We start from the raw sequence: 14,899 nt of genomic DNA, 5'->3' as shown, positions 1-14,899 counted from the left end.
CATCCCATTCGGCCGCGCAGAACGCTTCGACGTTCCGACTCGAACCGCGACCAACGCTGAACGTCACCAAACGCGTCGAGCGCCTGTCGATGGAATCAGGCTCACGTCGAATCCATAGTGGAGATATCGCCGAGATGAAAGGACCGAGTAGAAATGTCGCTGGTATCTGCGATATCGCTTCGCCTACTCGGCGTGAACCGGATAGCAGGCCGGTAACGGTCCCGCCTCGTCGGATCGCATCGCCAGATTGACGAGCCGATTTGACGGCGTTGCCTTGAATCTACGAATCGGCGCCGCCTCTTGGCGCTATGCGCGCCCGGGCGACCGTTTGATCCGAACGGCTTCGCCGCGCGGTGGCCGCGGGTGAGGCGGGTTGCCTCGGAAGTAGGTTCTCAAGGCGCCCACGCCACGCTGCCGGGCTCTCGCCGACCCTATGGCTTTGGCCTTGGCGGCGTTGAGAGCGTGCTCGACCCGCGCGCGAATCCTTGAGGCCGTCTCGGGCTTCGTCTGCCAGATCGGGCGGAGCGCCGCCAGGATATCGGTAGTCTCGACCCGATCGCCCGGTTTCGCTCGCAGCGGCTCAGCGCAGACCCTCAACGTCGTCTTCCATTGAGGGCGATGCTTCTCGCCTCGGTTGCGGTTTGGCGTCGGCGCCGCAAAGCGACAACGTCGGCGCGTTGGCGTCGACCATCGTCGTCAAGCCCGTCGACGCCAATTCCGCCGGCGTTCGCACATCGACAAAGAGGCATGGCCGCGCTTTCCAGCCAGAAACGGCGGAACCTCTTGCGACGTCAGGCAAAGGGCAAATGTCGCCAGCTACGGTGCCGGAACAGAGGCTGCGTCTGCGGCGATAAAGGGCGCATCTCGTGAAGGCGGAGCAGCGGCGAAGGCGGCGACACGTAGCGCATCGATCGCCGCATCCGCCGCCTTCCGGCGATCAGTGGCGCGTCAGCACTTTCTTCCAGTCGCGCGGGATATATTCGAGCAGCTTGTTGAAGCCGGGCGTCGCCTTGGCCCAGGCGCTCAGCGCGTGCCGCATGTAGGTCTCGCGCGCGTAGGCCTGTGAATCGACCCAGCAGAACTGAAGGCTCTTGCGTTCGCTCTTCTGCGGCAGGAAGCCATGCCAGGATTTATCGGAGACCTTGAACAAGCACATCTTGCCGTATTCCGGCGGGTACTCGAAGGCGTAGTCCTCGCGGTCGTTGCTGCGCAGGATCCGCAGGCGGCCGCGTTCGTATGGATACTCGCGCGTGAAGCCGAGCAGGACGGTGAACAGCTTGTGCTTCGAATCGGGGTGGGCGTAGCCCTCGTTGTAGTGTCCCGTGGTGCTTCCCATCATGACCATGGTGGGGTGCCCCTTGCTCAGATCGACGCCGAACTTCTGCTCGACCAGTTTACGAAAGCGCGGGTTCAAGAGGTCCTTGAGCACCGCGTCGAATTTGGGGCCGTAGCGAAGGTTGGGAACGCCATAGGTGCCGCGATGGGGAATGACCGGCGCGTCGGCGAGAATCTCCTCCTTCATGGTAGCCGGCATCACGTTCTCGACAAAGGCGTAATCGTAAGGGTCGTGGCGAACCTCCATGGCCGCCAGAACCGACTCGTCGAGCACGGAAAATGGTTGATCGGTGGAAGTCATCTGTCCGTTCCTTTTCTGATCCCTTGGCGCCGCGGCAAGCGGTTTGCCGCCTTCGCCTCGTTTCGGCAGAGTGGATGTTCAGCTGTTTTCGGTTTATCCGTCGGCGACAGCAGAGGATTTCAACTCGTAATCGCCGCCTGCGATGCGCAAGGCGCGGCCATGAACCAGGGCGTCGGCGACGGCCTTGCGCGCCTCCGCCAGGATGCGGCCGAAGGTGTGGCGCGAGACGCCCATGCGCGACGCGGCGTTTTCCATCGTCAGTTCCTCGAGGTCCGCCAGTCGTATCGCTTCAAATCCTTCGACGGACAGGCAGGCCTCGCTCAATTCTCGCGAGGGAATGGCGCGCGGCTTGAAGTAGGTGGTCTTCGGCATGCCGTCGACGCGGCGGCATAGGCGCGGTCGAGCCACAGCGTCCCCTTTGATTTGCTCAAACGCGCGTTATGAATTCCAGCCGAGGTTGTCAAACGTAGCGTCGGGCCGAGCGGGGCGTTGGACCCAGATCAATTCAGCGCGCCATTCGACCCAGCCGCCTTCCGCCTGCGCTCTGCAAACCAGGGTTAGAAGACGGATCGCATTAATGAATTCACTCTCGCCTGACGTTCGGACGTGCAAGCCGATAGGCGAGCCAAACGCCAAGCCGATTTCTGTTTGCAGCGACAATGTGTCGCCGCCGACGCGCGGACTTCGCTCACCTGCGACGAAGCGGTTCGCCGCGCGCGGCCGCACGGGTTCGCGTCCTGGATTTGACCGCGAGCAATGCACGTGAGGCGGTCGCGATCTTTCATGCCGCATTCGCTGGTCGACCGCGAGAGTCGATGGCAAGATCGCGCCTGAGGTCGCGAAAGCTGGAAAGTCGTGGGAGGTTGCAATGGCCAAAGGTCAGCTCAGGAGCAACAAGGAGGCCAAGAAGCCGAAGGCCGAAAAGCCGAAAGCTCACGCCTCGGCGTATAAGCTGTCGCAAGTCAAAGGGCCGCAGTCGGTGACCGCGCCGCCCAAGAAGCCGTAATCGAAGGCCACGCAGACGGAATTGGCGACGCCGGCGCTCGCGCGCGCCGGGGCGCGCCCGTCGACGCCGGTGAGGGCGTCCGAGGCTCACGGCGCTGATGCGTTTCCCCAGAACTGCGAACTGTTGGTCGGCGGGGCGAACCGCAGCCGCCCGTCGGCGCGTTCGCTTTTCGCCGACAACGCCCATCACCAACGGCGTCGACAGGCCTCTGCGATCGAATCCTGGCGCAGCGCCGCGAAACGATCGGCCGCAGCCGTCCTGCGGTCGCGGCGATCCTGCGTCAGCGCACCGCATTGTCGACGTATACGGTCTTGTATACGACGATTCCTGGAGGACAGCGATCGAGGCGTCAGCCTCCCGCTGAGCGGGGCCGCCAACGGCAAGCGGCGAGTCACGAATGTGAAGACAGTCTTCGTCGAGAAAGAGTCCTATTACGACTCCGCCCTGCTCATGCTGACGAGCCAGGAGGTGAAGAAGACCTCCGGCGTGCATGACGCCACTGTCGCCATGGGCACGGAGATGAACCTCGATCTGCTGCGGTCGCTCGGCTTCGACTCAGCCGCGCTGGCCGAAGCGGCCCCCAACGATCTCGTCATCGCCGTCGATTGCAACTCGGTCGAAAGCGCCGAAGCCGCCCGCGCCGCGGCCAAGCGGGCGCTGAGCCGCAAAGCGAAAGCGACGTCAGGCGACGCGGCGCATGCCGCGCCGACCAGCCTTGCTTCCGCTCTCCGGGCTCAGCCCGACGCCAATCTCGGCCTACGCGGCGCGCGAAGCCCGCAAGGCGCTGGAGAACGGCCTGCACGTCATGCTGTTCTCCGACAACGTCGCCCTCGAGGACGAGATCGCCCTCAAGGCGTTGAGCCGGCGCAAGGGCCTGCTGATGATGGGGCCGGACTGCGGCACCGCCATCATCAACGGCATGCCGCTCTGTTTCGCCAATGTCGTCAGGCGCGGCCCGGTCGGCGTCATCGGCGCCTCGGGCACCGGCATCCAGGAGGTCACCTGCCTCATCGATCGCGCCGGGTCGGGCGTCAGCCAGGCGATCGGCGCCGGCGGGCGCGACCTCAAGAACGAACGGGTGGGCGGCGCGACGACGCTGATGGGAATCGAAGCGCTCGCCGGCGACGACGACACCAAGGTCATCGTCATCATCTCCAAGCCGCCGGCGAAGGCGGTCGCCGAGCAGGTGGTCGCAGCGCTCGAGCGCGCGGGCAAACCCGCGGTCGCGTTCTTCGTCGGCGCGACGCCAGAGGCGCGCCGCGCCGGCTCGGTCGTCCGCTTCGCCGGCAACCTCGAAGAGACGGCGGCGATGGCGGTCGCTCTCGCCAAGGGCAAGCGCTACGCGCCGCGCGCCTTCGCCGCGTCCGACGCCGAGATCGAGGCGATCGTCAAGCGCGAGACGCGCGCCATCGCGCCGAAGCAGCGCTACCTGCGCGGCTATTTCACCGGCGGCACGCTCGCCGACGAGGCCTGGATCGTTGCGCACCGCGCCACCGGCGCCGTCCATTCCAACAACCAGACCGATCCCAAGTTCGTGCTCGCCGATCCGCGCCGCTCGGTCGGCCACACCGTGGTCGATCTCGGCGACGACGCCTTCACCGTCGGCCGCCCGCATCCGATGATCGATCCCAGCCCGCGCGTCGAGCGCATGATGGCCGAGCGGGACGACGGCGAGATCGCGGTGGTCGTGGTCGATGTCGTCATCGGCTACGGCTCGCACGAGGATCCGGCGGGCGCGATCGCGCCGGCGGTCGAAGCGATGCGCGCGGCGGCGCGGAAGCGCGGCGGCTATCTGCCGGTTCTGGCGTCGATCACCGGCACTGCCGGCGACCCGCAGAACTTCGCGCTGCAGAAGGCGAAGCTCGAGGCGGCGGGATGCGTCGTCATGCCCTCGAACCATCAGGCCTGCGCGCTGGCGACCAGGATTCTCGAGCGCATCGGGACGCGCGGAAAGGCAGGCGCGCGATGACTGAGCCATCCCGCGTCGAGCCCGTGACGGCGCTGTTCAAGAGCCGGCTGTCGGTCGTCAACCTCGGGCTCGCCTCGTTCGCCGACAACCTCGCCGCCATCGGCGCCGAGGTCGCGCAAGTGGACTGGCGGCCGCCCGCCGGCGGCGACGCCGTCGCGCTCGACGCGCTCGACCGCATCGCCAACGGCGGAACCGACGTCGATGCGGCCAACAAGAAGGCCGTCGAGATCCTGCTCGCCGCCAAGCCGACGCTGATCGACATCGGAATCGCCGGTGAGGTCATCCCCGGCATGACGCCGACCACCGTTCTCCACTCCGGACCGCCGGTGACCTGGGAGCGCATGTGCGGTCCGATGAAGGGCGGGGTGATCGGCGGGCTCATTTACGAGGGCCTGGCGAAAGACCGCGCCGAGGCGGAAGCCTTGGCCGGCTCGGGCCGTATCTCTTTCGAGCCCTGCCACGCCCACGGCGCCGTTGGCCCGATGGCGGGCATCGTCACCGCCAAGATGCCGGTGTGGATCTTCGAGAACGCCGCCTTCGGCAACCGCGCCTATGCCACCGTCAACGAGGGGCTCGGCAAGGTCTTGCGCTACGGCGCCTTCTCCGACGAGGTGATCGCGCGCCTGCGCTGGATCGAGACGGAACTTTACCCCGTCATGAAGAAGGCGCTGAAGCTGCACGGTCCGATCGATATGAAGAGCGTCATCGCCCAGGCGCTGCAGATGGGCGATGAGGGCCACAACCGCAACCGCGCCGCCACCTCGCTGATCATCCGCGAAATCGCGCCCATTCTCGTCCAGCTCGGCGAACCGGTCGAGAGGATTGTGCGCATCCTGAACTTCCTCAACGCCAACGACCACTTCTTCCTCAACCTGTCGATGCCGTCGTGCAAATGCGCGCTCGACGCCGCCCGCGGCGTCAAGGGCAGCTCGATGATCGTCGCGATGGCCCGTAATGGGACTGACTTCGGCATCCAGATCGCCGGCCTCGGCGACCGCTGGTTCACCGGGCCGGCGTCGATGGTGGAAGGCCTCTATCTGCCGGGCTATTCCGCCGCGAACGCCGCGCCCGACATTGGCGATTCCGTCATCACCGAAACGGCGGGCATCGGCGGCTTCTGCATGGCGGCCGCGCCGGCGATCGTGAAGTTCGTCGGCGGCTCCCCCCAGGACGCCATCGCCTACACCACCCGCATGTACGAGATCACCCTGGCGGAAAACGCCGCCTATCAGATCCCGGCGCTCGACTTCCGCGGCTCGCCGACCGGCATCGACGTTCGCAAGGTGGTCGAGACCGGCATCCTGCCGGTGGTCAACACCGGCATCGCCCACAAGGAGCCAGGCGTCGGCATGGTCGGCGCCGGGCTCGTCAAGCCGCCGCGGAATTGTTTCCGCGACGCCGTCCTCGCCTTCGCCGAGGCCTACGGCGCGGCGCCAGCTTCATCGAGGAGCGATCCATGAAACCTATCGATCTGACGATTCCGCTCGGCGTCGGCACGCCGCCCTGGCCGACCTACATTCCGCTCCAGGTTCAATACTTCAAGCGGCTCGCCCCCAACGGCGCCAACGGCCAGGTGGTCACCCACTCGAACCATGTCGGCACCCATCTCGACGGCGAGATTCATTTCTATACGCCGGGCAAGGACATCGCCAGCCTCGAGCTCGACTTCCTCATGCACGAGGGCGCGGTGGTCGACCTCTCCGACGTCTGCGGCGACTACGACATCTACACCTCGAAGATGGTCGAGGAGCGCGTCGAGGTGAAGGAGGGCGACATCCTCATCATCCACACCGGCTACCACCATTACGGCTGGGACCAGCCGACCGCGGACGAGATCCGCTACATGATCAAGCACCCCGGGCCGGATCGCGAGTTCGCCGACTGGGCGAAGAAGAAGAAGCTGCGCTGGATCGGCGTCGACTGCGGCAGCGCCGACCATCCGATGAACACGAAGATTCGCGATTGGATGCCGGTGCAGGCCAAGGAGTGCGACGCGCATTTCGTCAAGAAATACGGCAAGACGCTCGAAGCGATGTTCACGCCTGACAAATACCAGGTCATGCACATCGAGATGTTCAATCACGGCTTGATCCACGCGGAGTGCGTCGGCGGCGACATCGACCTCCTGCTCAATCAGCGCGCGACCATCGGCTGCTTCCCCTGGCGCTTCGTCGACGGCGAATCGTGCATCTCCCGCATCGTCGCCTTCGTCGACGACGACCGGCACGCCAAGCTGATGGCGAAGAAAGCGAAGGCCTCTCTCACCAAGTTCGGCGATATCGCCGGCGCGGCCAACCCGAAGCTGCACGCCGAAGCGCGCAAGAAGTGACGATTTGAATTGTCGGCGCGCCGCCAGCGCAAAACGCTCGCCGCGACGCGCCGTCGACCAATGGGGCGGACGGCCCCTCATTCTAAGAAAAGGTTCCTCTCATGGCCATCGACGCAATTGAAAGCAAACTGCGGCCGCCCGCGCTCCCGATCACGCCTTATCCGGCCAAGATGATCACCCTCGCCGATGGCGAGGTGATGGTGGTGCGCGAGGCCAAGCGCGAGGAAGTCGGCGTTCTGCTCGGCACGGTCTATCCGTTGATCGGCGTTCCGGCCGACTATTACGACATCGTCGCGACGCGCATGTACGAGGAGCTGCTCGGCTGGTACCGCTACCGCACCGCCAACGAATTCGTGCTGGTCGGGGCGATCAACGGCGTCATCGCCGGCATCGTCACCAGCCGCTCGGTGAGCCCCAAGCTCGGCATGAGCCTCCACACCCTGACGATCAAGCGCGGCCTGCGCGTCGGCGCGCAGCTTTTCGCCGCCAAGATGGAAGATCACATCGAGTTTCAGGGCGCCGATGAGGTTTGGATCGTCGCCGAGAGCCCGAACGGCTGGAGGCGGTGGATGATCGAGTACGAACTCGAGGATCGCTCGAATCTCTATCCGGAAGTCCGCCACGAGCTCGGCGGCGTGCCGACCTTCGCGCTGACGCGCAAGCTGTGGGATGCGGTGAAGTCCAGCAAGTGCACCGGCGTGCGCCCCGTTCCGCCTGCGGTCCTGGCGACCGCCGCCAAGCTGAAGATGCCCAACGAGTACCCGCAGATTCCCGGATTCAAGAGGTGAGCGGAATGTCCGCCAGGGTCGGAATCGTCGGCGTCGGCCACACGCGCTTCGGCAACTCGAGCGAGTACGACCTCGCCGACGTGATGGCCTACGCCGCCACCGACGCGCTGATCGACGCCGGCATCCTCGAGCAGAGGCGCCTCGTCGATCAGGTCGTCGTCGCCAACATGGCCTCCGGTCTGTTCTGCAATCAGACCTCGGTGGCCTCGTCGCTGATCAGCCGGATGGACATGGAGCCGACTCCGGCGGAGCTGGTCGAGAACGGTCCCGCTTCCGGGGCGAGCGCGATCAAGGTCGCCTACATGGCGATCGCCTCGGGCATGGCGGACGTGGCCCTGGTCGTCGGCGGCGAGATCATGCGCAAGGTCTCCGGCTGGCGCGCCACCGACATCGTCGCGACGATGCTGCACACCGAGGCCGAGTACAACATGGGGCTGACGCTGCCGAGCTTCGGCGGCATGTTCGCCCGCCTCTATATGGACCGTTACGGCTGCACCGAGCGCGATCTCGCGCTGATCGCGGTCAAGGACCACGCCAACGGCGCCCTGAACACCTACGCGCACGTCCAGGTTCCGTGCACGATCGAGGCGATCGCCGACAGCGAGACGGCGCATGTCGTCAACAACTACATCGCCGAGCCGCTGCGCATCTACTCGACCTGCCCGGTCACCGACGGCGCCGCTGCGCTGGTGCTGGTGAACATGGATTCGCCGAAGGCGAAGCTGTTCAAGAAGAAGCCGGTGCGGATCGCCGGCGTCGCTTCGGCGACCGACACGCATTGCGTCCACAATCGCAAGGACCCGCTCTATCTCGACGCGGTGCGCATCGCCGGCGAGAAAGCCTACGCGATGGCCGGCGTCGGCCCCAAGGACATCTCGTTTGCCGAACTGCACGACGCGTTCGTGGTGCTCGAGCTGGCGATCAGCGAGGAACTCGGCCTGTTCGAGCGCGGCAAGTCGTACCTCGCGGTGCGCGAGGGCGCGACCGCCATTGGCGGGCGGCTGCCGATCAATCCGTCGGGCGGGCTCAAGTCCAAGGGCCACCCGGTTGGCGCGACCGGCGTCTCCCAGGTCGTCGAGCTCGCGCGACAGCTGCGCGGCGAAGTCGAGCCGGGCCGCCAGGTCAAGGACCCCAAGTACGGAATCGCGGTCAACTTCGGCGGCTTCGGCAACAACGTCGTCGCCACCATCTGCGCCAAGGACTAGGAGCCTCTCCATGTCGCGACCGATTGCCGTGGTCGCATTCGGCGGCAACGCCATCCTCCAGGCGGGGGACGACGGGTCGTTCCATACCCAGATGGAGAAGGCGAAGAGCACGTGCCGGCAGATGCTGGAGATCATGCATCGCGGCTACGAGATCGTCCTCGTCCACGGCAACGGCCCGCAGGTCGGCAATCTTCTGCTGCAATTCGAGAAAGCGCGCGACATCCTCCCCGTGCCGCCGCTCGACGTCGCGGTGGCGACGACCCAGGGCCTGCTCGGCCACATGCTTGAGATCGCGATGCGCACGGTCCTCGAAGAGGACAAGATGCAGCGCGAGGTGGCGACCGTGCTGACCCAGGTGGTGGTCGATCCCGCCGATCCCGCCTACAGCAATCCGACCAAGCCGATCGGACCGTTCTACACGCTCGAACAGGCCGAGCAGCTGCGGCGTGACGAAGGGTGGACGATCGTCGAGGATTCAGGACGCGGCTACCGCAGGGTGGTCTGCTCGCCCAAGCCGCTGCATGTGCTGCCGCTGCGCACGATCAAGCTCCTCGTGCAAAACGAGACCGTGGTGATCGCCGGCGGCGGCGGCGGAATTCCGGTGAGCTACGGAACGCGGTCCGTCATTGGGACCGAGGGCGTCATCGACAAGGACGCCACCGCCGCGCTGCTCGCCTACAACCTCGGCGCCGAACTGTTCATCATCCTCACCGGCGTCGAGCGCGTCTGCCTCGACTTCGGCAAGCCCAGCCAGCGCCCGATCGATCTGATGACCGCCGCGGAAGCGCGCAAGTGGTTGGAGGAAGGTCAGTTTCCGCCCGGCAGCATGGGACCCAAGATCGAAGGTGCGATTGAATACGTCGAAAAGGGCGGCAGAGAAGCGATCATCGCCCATGAGGGGCGCGTCGTGAAAGCGATGCGCGAGCATCTGTGCACGCGCATCGTCGCCTAGGACGCCGTCTTCTCGCACCCCGCGACGCTAAGTCGCGCGCGACAGGCCGGTCGAATCGTCCGCCGCGCTCTATGAAGGGAACCTAGCGTTCATGATTGATTTCAGCGCCTACGACGTCCAGACGCCGGAGATCCTGGGGTACCGGTGTTCCAAATGCGGGTCGATCTATTATCCGGCCCCGATGATCTGCGCCAAGTGTTCGTCGCGGCGCGACCCGGTCACGGGGAAGCATTGGGAGACCTTCCCCTTGGAGGGGTCGGTCAAGCTGCTGTCGTGGACGCGGGTGTGGAACCTTCCCGACGGCTACAACGTCAAGTTCCTGCTGTTCGGCATCGTCGAGTTCGGCAATGGCTTGCGCGCCGCAGGCCGGATCGGCGTCGCCGAACCGACCGTCGGCATGACGCTCGCCAGCCGCGTCGAGGAATCCGACGAGCGCCCCGGCAAGCCGGTCAACATCTTCGTCTTTGAATAAGTCGAGGTCGTGCTTGGAGCTTGCAGGCTTCGGCGAATCGCTCGCCAAGCCGGAGGAAAGAAACACGAAGCAGAGGGGGGTACAGAGATGCTTTGGAAATTAGTCCCGGGTGGCAACGTCGTTTTGCCGAATGAACGGCTCCCATGGCCGCAGACGATCGGCATCGGCATGCAGCACGTGCTCGCTATGTTCGGCGCCACGTTCCTGGTGCCGTTGATCACCGGATTCCCGCCGACGACGACGATCCTCTTCAGCGGCGTCGGAACGCTGGTGTTCCTCCTGGTCACGAGGAACAAGATCCCGAGTTATCTCGGGTCGAGCTTTGCGTTCATCAGTCCGGTGATCGCCAGCATGGGCGCCGACAAGAACATGGGCCTCGCGCTGAGCGGCATCTTCGCGGCAGGCCTGCTGCTCTTCGTGATCGGCCTGATCGTCAATCAAGTCGGTCATCAGTGGATCAACCGCCTCATGCCGCCGGTCGTGACCGGCGCGATCGTGGCCCTGATCGGTTTGAATCTCGCCAGCGTGGCGGCAAAGGGCGCCGCCAGCAACTGGGGCTACTCGACCCTGACGATGCTCGTCATTCTCGTGATCGCGGCGACCTCGCGGGGGTTCCTGGGACGCATTTCGATTTTCGCCGGCGTCCTCGTGAGCTGGGTCATCGCCGCCGTGACCGGCGGCCTTGATCCGAAATCGATCGCGGCGCTTCAGGATGCAGCGTGGTTCGGCCTGCCGCCGTTCACCCATCCGACTTTCGCCATCGGACCGATCCTGTTGATGATTCCGGTCGTCCTGGTCCTCATCGCCGAAAACACCGGACACGTGAAGGCGGTCGCCGAAATGACCGGCGAATCGCTCGACGCCAGCCTCGGTCGCGCGTACATGGGCGACGGCCTGGCGACCATGATCGCCGGCTTCTTCGGCGGATCGGGCACCACGACCTACGCCGAAAACATCGGCGTCATGGCCGCGACGAAGGTGTATTCGACGGCCGCCTACATCGTCGCGGCGTTGTTCGCCATCGTGTTGGGACTGTGCCCGAAGTTTGGAGCGCTCATCCTGACGATGCCGTTGAGCGTGCTCGGCGGCGTCACGACCATCCTGTATGGTTTGATCGCCGTCCTCGGCGCACGAATCTGGATCGAAAGCAAGGTCGACTTCAAGCGCAATGTCAACCTGATGCCGGCGGCGATCGCGCTGGTCGTCGGCGCCGGCGATTTCACCCTCGCGTTCAGCAAGGATGTGTCGTTCGGCGGCATCGCGCTCGGAACGGTCGCGGTGCTCGTCGCCTATCACATGATGAACTGGCTCGAGGCTTGGGCCGCGGCGCGGGACGGCTCTCAGCCGTCTGGAGAGTCCGCGAAGTAGGCTCGATCACAGAGACGTCCGACGCCAGCGTCGGGTCGCCGGGTTGAAATTCAAGCGCGCGCCGCGTCGGATTGGAGCGCGGCGCGACAATTCCGAAAATGGCCCTCGCCGCCGCGCGGCGGCGACGGGGGCCGACTGAACAGACGGGAGACGCTGCAATGTCCGTGACGAACCTCAGCCAAGCGATTTTCGACCGCGTCAGCGAGCGAATCCTGCATTGGCGCTGTCTGCCAGGAGAGCGTCTTCACCGAAGAATCCTTGTGCGCCGAATTCAAGGTCAGCCGCAGCCCCGTTCGCGAGGCGCTCCAGATGCTGGCCGATCGGCGGCTGGTTGAGAAGACGCCGCGGCAGGGCTACGTCGTCCGGCAGCTCAACCTTACCGAGATCCACGAACTCTACGAATTGCGGCTCGTTCTTGAGACTTACATCATGGAGCAAGTCTGCAAGACGGGCATAGACGAGTCCACTTTGGCGGCGCTCAAGCGGCGTTGGGCCCAGGTCTATGAGACTCTGCCCGAGATGATCGCCGACCCGGTGACGGTCGACGAGAATTTCCATCAGGCGCTGGCGCGCGCCGTCGGCAATCAGGCCATGGTCGATATGCTCAGCAACATCGACGCGCGCATCCGCTTTGTCAGGATGTTCGACATCACCAACGCGGAACGTCTCAAGGCGACGTGCCTGCAACACCTCGAGACGCTGGAGGCGATCGAGCGGCGCGACGCCGCCAAGGCGGTCGATGTTTTGCGACGCAACATCGAAGGCGGCCGCATTCAGGCCGAGAACGCCGTCAAGGAGGCTCTCGCGAGCGCCCATGCGATCTACGGCTGACCGAATCCGGCGGGCCGCGACGCTGGGATCGGATGTCCCTCGTGGCGAATTTCCGGTGCGCGTTCACAGCGTCTTTCACGCCGCCTTGAACCTCAGCTCGCCGAATGGCGAACTCTTGACCCTGCTCAGCGCCGAGGCCGACGATCTGCCGCGCGCCGTTCGCCTCGCCTCGGTGGAGGACTTTGCTTCGCTTGGGCTGACAGCGGGCGACGGCGGCGTCTTTGCGGTCGACGAGATCGTGCTCCGCCGGTCGACCGGTCGCGAGCGGCTGCGGGTGGATTGCGTGGCGGCGCGCCGGCTGGCCGCGCCGCTGGCGCCGCCGCTGCGAGGCGACGGCGCGCGCTGGCGCGTCGGCGTGGCGCAGCTCGAAACGCTGCAGGCGCGCGCGGCGACCGACTTGCGCATCGCGTCGCTGCTGACCGGAGCGCCGCCTTTCGGCGCCATGGGCGAGCGACTGACGCAAGCGGCGCTCGATCTCGGCCGCGGCGTGCGGGCCGGGCGCATCGACGCCATGCGCGGCGCGGCGGTGCGGCTGGTCGGCCTGGGGCAGGGACTGACGCCCGCCGGCGACGACTTCCTCTGCGGTTTCCTCGCCGCCGGCTGCTGCCGGCGCGCCGCGGGCCTGGCGCGTTCGCGTCTCCTGGCGTCGTTCGCCGAGTTCGTGCGAGGGCTTCTCGGACAGACGACGGACATCAGCGCGTCGTTCCTGCGCGACGCGCTTGCCGGGCGCATTTCTCGACCGCTGGCGGCGCTGGCCGCGGCGTGCTCGGGCGCGCCGAAGAGCGATCTCGACGGCGCTCTGCTGCGCCTTGCGGCCATCGGCCACAGCTCCGGCTTGGACGCGGCGACGGGTTTCTTTTACGGCGCTGCCGTTTGGGACAAGGCGACCGAAGCTGCCGAGCCCGCGCCGCTGGCGAGCCATTCCATGATCGCGGTCGCCGAGCGATCGGCGTTCGTGACGACCGGAGGATGAAAGGGTCGTGGTTCGCGAAGAGCTAGACCTCCGCATCTGCAACGCGCGTCTCCGGCGCGGCGGCGAGAAGCTTGTCGACATCGCTATCGCCAGCGGCCAGATCGTCGCTATCGGAGAAGGCGTCGGCGCGTCGGCGCGCGACACGATCGACGCCGAGGGCGGTCTGGTCACCGAATCGTTCGTCAACCCACATCTGCATCTGTGCAAAGTGTGGACGCTGCCGATGATGAACGAGGCTGCGCTCGCCGCCTACCATGGCGCCGATATGGGCAAGGCGCTGGGCGCCATCGACTTGGCGAGCGCGATCAAAGCGAAATACGACGCCGCCTGGATCGTTCCCAACGCGCGCCGCGCCACGGCGCTGGCGGCGCTGCACGGCGTCCTCCATATCCGCGCGTTTGCGGATGTCGACAGCAAAGCCCGCCTTGAGGGCGTCAAGGCGCTGATTGCGGTGCGCGAGGAGTTTCGCGGCGTCGTCGACATCCAAGTGGTCGCTTTTGCGCAGGATGGAATCGTCAAGGAGCCGGGCGCCGAGCGCCTGATGGAAGAGGCGATGGCGCTTGGCGCCGACGTCGTCGGCGGCATTCCGTGGATCGAATTCACCGACGACGATGCGCGGGCGCATATTGCATTCTGCTTCGACCTTGCGGCCAAGCACGACGCCGACGTCTCGATGCTGCTCGACGATGCGGGCGACCCGAGCCTGCGGACGCTGGAGATGTTCGCGACCGAGACCCTGTGGCGGGGATGGAGGGGGCGCGCGCTTGCTCATCACTGCCGCGCCATGGCGCTCTACCCGACACCCTATTTGCAGCGCCTGTCGGGCGTGCTGCGCAAGGCCGACATCTCCGTCGTCACCGACCCTCATACCGGACCGCTGCACGCGCGGGTGCGGGATCTCTTCGACGAGGGGATCAACGTCTGCCTTGGCCAGGACGACATCTCCGACGCCTATTATCCCTTCGGTCGCAACAACATGCTCGAAGTCGCGTTCCTCGCGGCGCACCTGCTGTGGATGACCGGGCGCGACGACATCGAGCGGCTGTACGACATGGCGACGGTCGCCCCGGCCAAAGCGATGAACGTGCCCAATCACGCTGTGGCTGTCGGCGCGGAGGCGAACCTCGTCGTGCTCGGCGAGCCGGACGTCGTCGAAGCGCTACGGTTCCATGCCGCTCCCCGCCATGTCGTCAGCCACGGGGTGCGGGTCGACCTCGCGCGAATGCGCACGCTGGCCCAAGAGACAGCCGGGGCGGCAGGAAATCTCTTCGGGAATAGCGCCCCGAGTTTGCGGCCGCGCAGAGTCACGGACGTATTTACGGAGCGACAATCAGGCGCCGCCGACCCAGCGCCTTCAGAGTGACGGGAAC

General features: G+C 65.8%; 14 protein-coding genes and 2 pseudogenes. 13 read left to right on the top strand and 3 right to left on the bottom strand.

Annotated features, from left to right (window positions below):
- Positions 1 to 306: 306 nt before the first annotated feature.
- The 3 genes and pseudogenes from ABSF49_RS04830 to ABSF49_RS04820 form a co-directional block, all read right to left on the bottom strand.
- A pseudogene (locus ABSF49_RS04830) lies at positions 307 to 621 on the bottom strand (phage integrase central domain-containing protein); the annotation flags it as partial.
- Between the two features lie 316 nt (positions 622 to 937).
- Positions 938 to 1,636 (bottom strand): 2OG-Fe(II) oxygenase, encoded by a 699-nt coding sequence (locus ABSF49_RS04825; protein WP_424111500.1) that lies wholly within the window; start codon positions 1,634 to 1,636, stop codon positions 938 to 940.
- A 93-nt stretch (positions 1,637 to 1,729) separates the two neighbouring features.
- Positions 1,730 to 2,044 carry a DUF134 domain-containing protein gene (locus tag ABSF49_RS04820; RefSeq protein ID WP_424111499.1) on the bottom strand — a complete coding sequence of 105 codons (315 nt, stop codon included), beginning with the start codon at positions 2,042 to 2,044 and terminating at the stop codon, positions 1,730 to 1,732.
- 460 nt (positions 2,045 to 2,504) lie between these two features.
- Here ABSF49_RS04820 and ABSF49_RS04815 point away from each other — a divergent pair, with 460 nt between their 5' ends.
- From ABSF49_RS04815 to ABSF49_RS04760, 13 genes and pseudogenes are all read left to right on the top strand, one after another.
- Positions 2,505 to 2,642, top strand: a complete 138-nt coding sequence (locus ABSF49_RS04815; protein ID WP_424111498.1) for a hypothetical protein — start codon at positions 2,505 to 2,507, stop codon at positions 2,640 to 2,642.
- Positions 2,643 to 2,711: 69 nt separating this feature from the next.
- Positions 2,712 to 3,323: pseudogene (locus ABSF49_RS21730) on the top strand (hypothetical protein); the annotation flags it as partial.
- A 16-nt stretch (positions 3,324 to 3,339) separates the two neighbouring features.
- A complete protein-coding gene (locus ABSF49_RS04810) occupies positions 3,340 to 4,611 on the top strand; it encodes an AllF/FdrA family protein (protein ID WP_424111497.1) in 1,272 nt (423 codons plus the stop codon).
- The gene (locus ABSF49_RS04805) at positions 4,608 to 6,071 is read left to right on the top strand and encodes a YlbE family protein (RefSeq protein ID WP_424111496.1); all 1,464 of its coding nucleotides are present in this window, start codon (positions 4,608 to 4,610) and stop codon (positions 6,069 to 6,071) included. The genes ABSF49_RS04810 and ABSF49_RS04805 overlap by 4 nt, the downstream gene beginning before the upstream one ends.
- Positions 6,068 to 6,940, top strand: coding sequence for a cyclase family protein (locus ABSF49_RS04800; protein WP_424111495.1), 873 nt, complete (start codon positions 6,068 to 6,070; stop codon positions 6,938 to 6,940). The genes ABSF49_RS04805 and ABSF49_RS04800 overlap by 4 nt, the downstream gene beginning before the upstream one ends.
- A 101-nt stretch (positions 6,941 to 7,041) precedes the next feature.
- Positions 7,042 to 7,728, top strand: coding sequence for a hypothetical protein (locus ABSF49_RS04795; RefSeq protein ID WP_424111494.1), 687 nt, complete (start codon positions 7,042 to 7,044; stop codon positions 7,726 to 7,728).
- Between the two features lie 5 nt (positions 7,729 to 7,733).
- Positions 7,734 to 8,933, top strand: a complete 1,200-nt coding sequence (locus tag ABSF49_RS04790; protein ID WP_424111493.1) for a thiolase C-terminal domain-containing protein — start codon at positions 7,734 to 7,736, stop codon at positions 8,931 to 8,933.
- A 10-nt stretch (positions 8,934 to 8,943) separates the two neighbouring features.
- On the top strand, positions 8,944 to 9,885 hold the full coding sequence (gene arcC, locus ABSF49_RS04785; protein ID WP_424111492.1) for a carbamate kinase: 942 nt from the start codon (positions 8,944 to 8,946) through the stop codon (positions 9,883 to 9,885).
- Between the two features lie 91 nt (positions 9,886 to 9,976).
- Positions 9,977 to 10,357, top strand: a complete 381-nt coding sequence (locus tag ABSF49_RS04780; protein ID WP_424111491.1) for a Zn-ribbon domain-containing OB-fold protein — start codon at positions 9,977 to 9,979, stop codon at positions 10,355 to 10,357.
- A 123-nt stretch (positions 10,358 to 10,480) separates the two neighbouring features.
- Positions 10,481 to 11,725 (top strand): uracil-xanthine permease family protein, encoded by a 1,245-nt coding sequence (locus tag ABSF49_RS04775; RefSeq protein ID WP_424111490.1) that lies wholly within the window; start codon positions 10,481 to 10,483, stop codon positions 11,723 to 11,725.
- A gap of 258 nt (positions 11,726 to 11,983) precedes the next feature.
- Entirely contained in the window at positions 11,984 to 12,556 is a 573-nt protein-coding gene (locus tag ABSF49_RS04770) for a GntR family transcriptional regulator (protein WP_424111489.1), read from the top strand.
- 55 nt (positions 12,557 to 12,611) lie between these two features.
- Complete coding sequence (locus ABSF49_RS04765; protein ID WP_424111488.1) at positions 12,612 to 13,529, top strand: oxamate carbamoyltransferase subunit AllH family protein; 918 nt, start codon at positions 12,612 to 12,614, stop codon at positions 13,527 to 13,529.
- Between the two features lie 7 nt (positions 13,530 to 13,536).
- Entirely contained in the window at positions 13,537 to 14,892 is a 1,356-nt protein-coding gene (locus ABSF49_RS04760) for an amidohydrolase family protein (protein ID WP_424111487.1), read from the top strand.
- Positions 14,893 to 14,899 lie beyond the last annotated feature (7 nt).

The organism is Roseiarcus sp. (assembly GCF_049514155.1).
In the GTDB taxonomy this organism is placed as follows: domain Bacteria; phylum Pseudomonadota; class Alphaproteobacteria; order Rhizobiales; family Beijerinckiaceae; genus Roseiarcus.
The sequence above is the reverse complement of the archived record's forward strand: the minus strand, read 5'-3'. Positions and strand labels throughout refer to the sequence as shown.

Bases quoted from the DNA above. Each gene is read 5' to 3' on its own strand.
- ABSF49_RS04825 (WP_424111500.1), bottom strand. From the start codon at position 1,636: ATGACTTCCACCGATCAACCATTTTCCGTGCTCGACGAGTCGGTTCTG.
- ABSF49_RS04815 (WP_424111498.1), top strand. From the start codon at position 2,505: ATGGCCAAAGGTCAGCTCAGGAGCAACAAGGAGGCCAAGAAGCCGAAG.
- ABSF49_RS04810 (WP_424111497.1), top strand. From the start codon at position 3,340: ATGCCGCGCCGACCAGCCTTGCTTCCGCTCTCCGGGCTCAGCCCGACG.
- ABSF49_RS04805 (WP_424111496.1), top strand. From the start codon at position 4,608: ATGACTGAGCCATCCCGCGTCGAGCCCGTGACGGCGCTGTTCAAGAGC.
- ABSF49_RS04800 (WP_424111495.1), top strand. From the start codon at position 6,068: ATGAAACCTATCGATCTGACGATTCCGCTCGGCGTCGGCACGCCGCCC.
- ABSF49_RS04795 (WP_424111494.1), top strand. From the start codon at position 7,042: ATGGCCATCGACGCAATTGAAAGCAAACTGCGGCCGCCCGCGCTCCCG.
- ABSF49_RS04790 (WP_424111493.1), top strand. From the start codon at position 7,734: ATGTCCGCCAGGGTCGGAATCGTCGGCGTCGGCCACACGCGCTTCGGC.
- arcC (WP_424111492.1), top strand. From the start codon at position 8,944: ATGTCGCGACCGATTGCCGTGGTCGCATTCGGCGGCAACGCCATCCTC.
- ABSF49_RS04780 (WP_424111491.1), top strand. From the start codon at position 9,977: ATGATTGATTTCAGCGCCTACGACGTCCAGACGCCGGAGATCCTGGGG.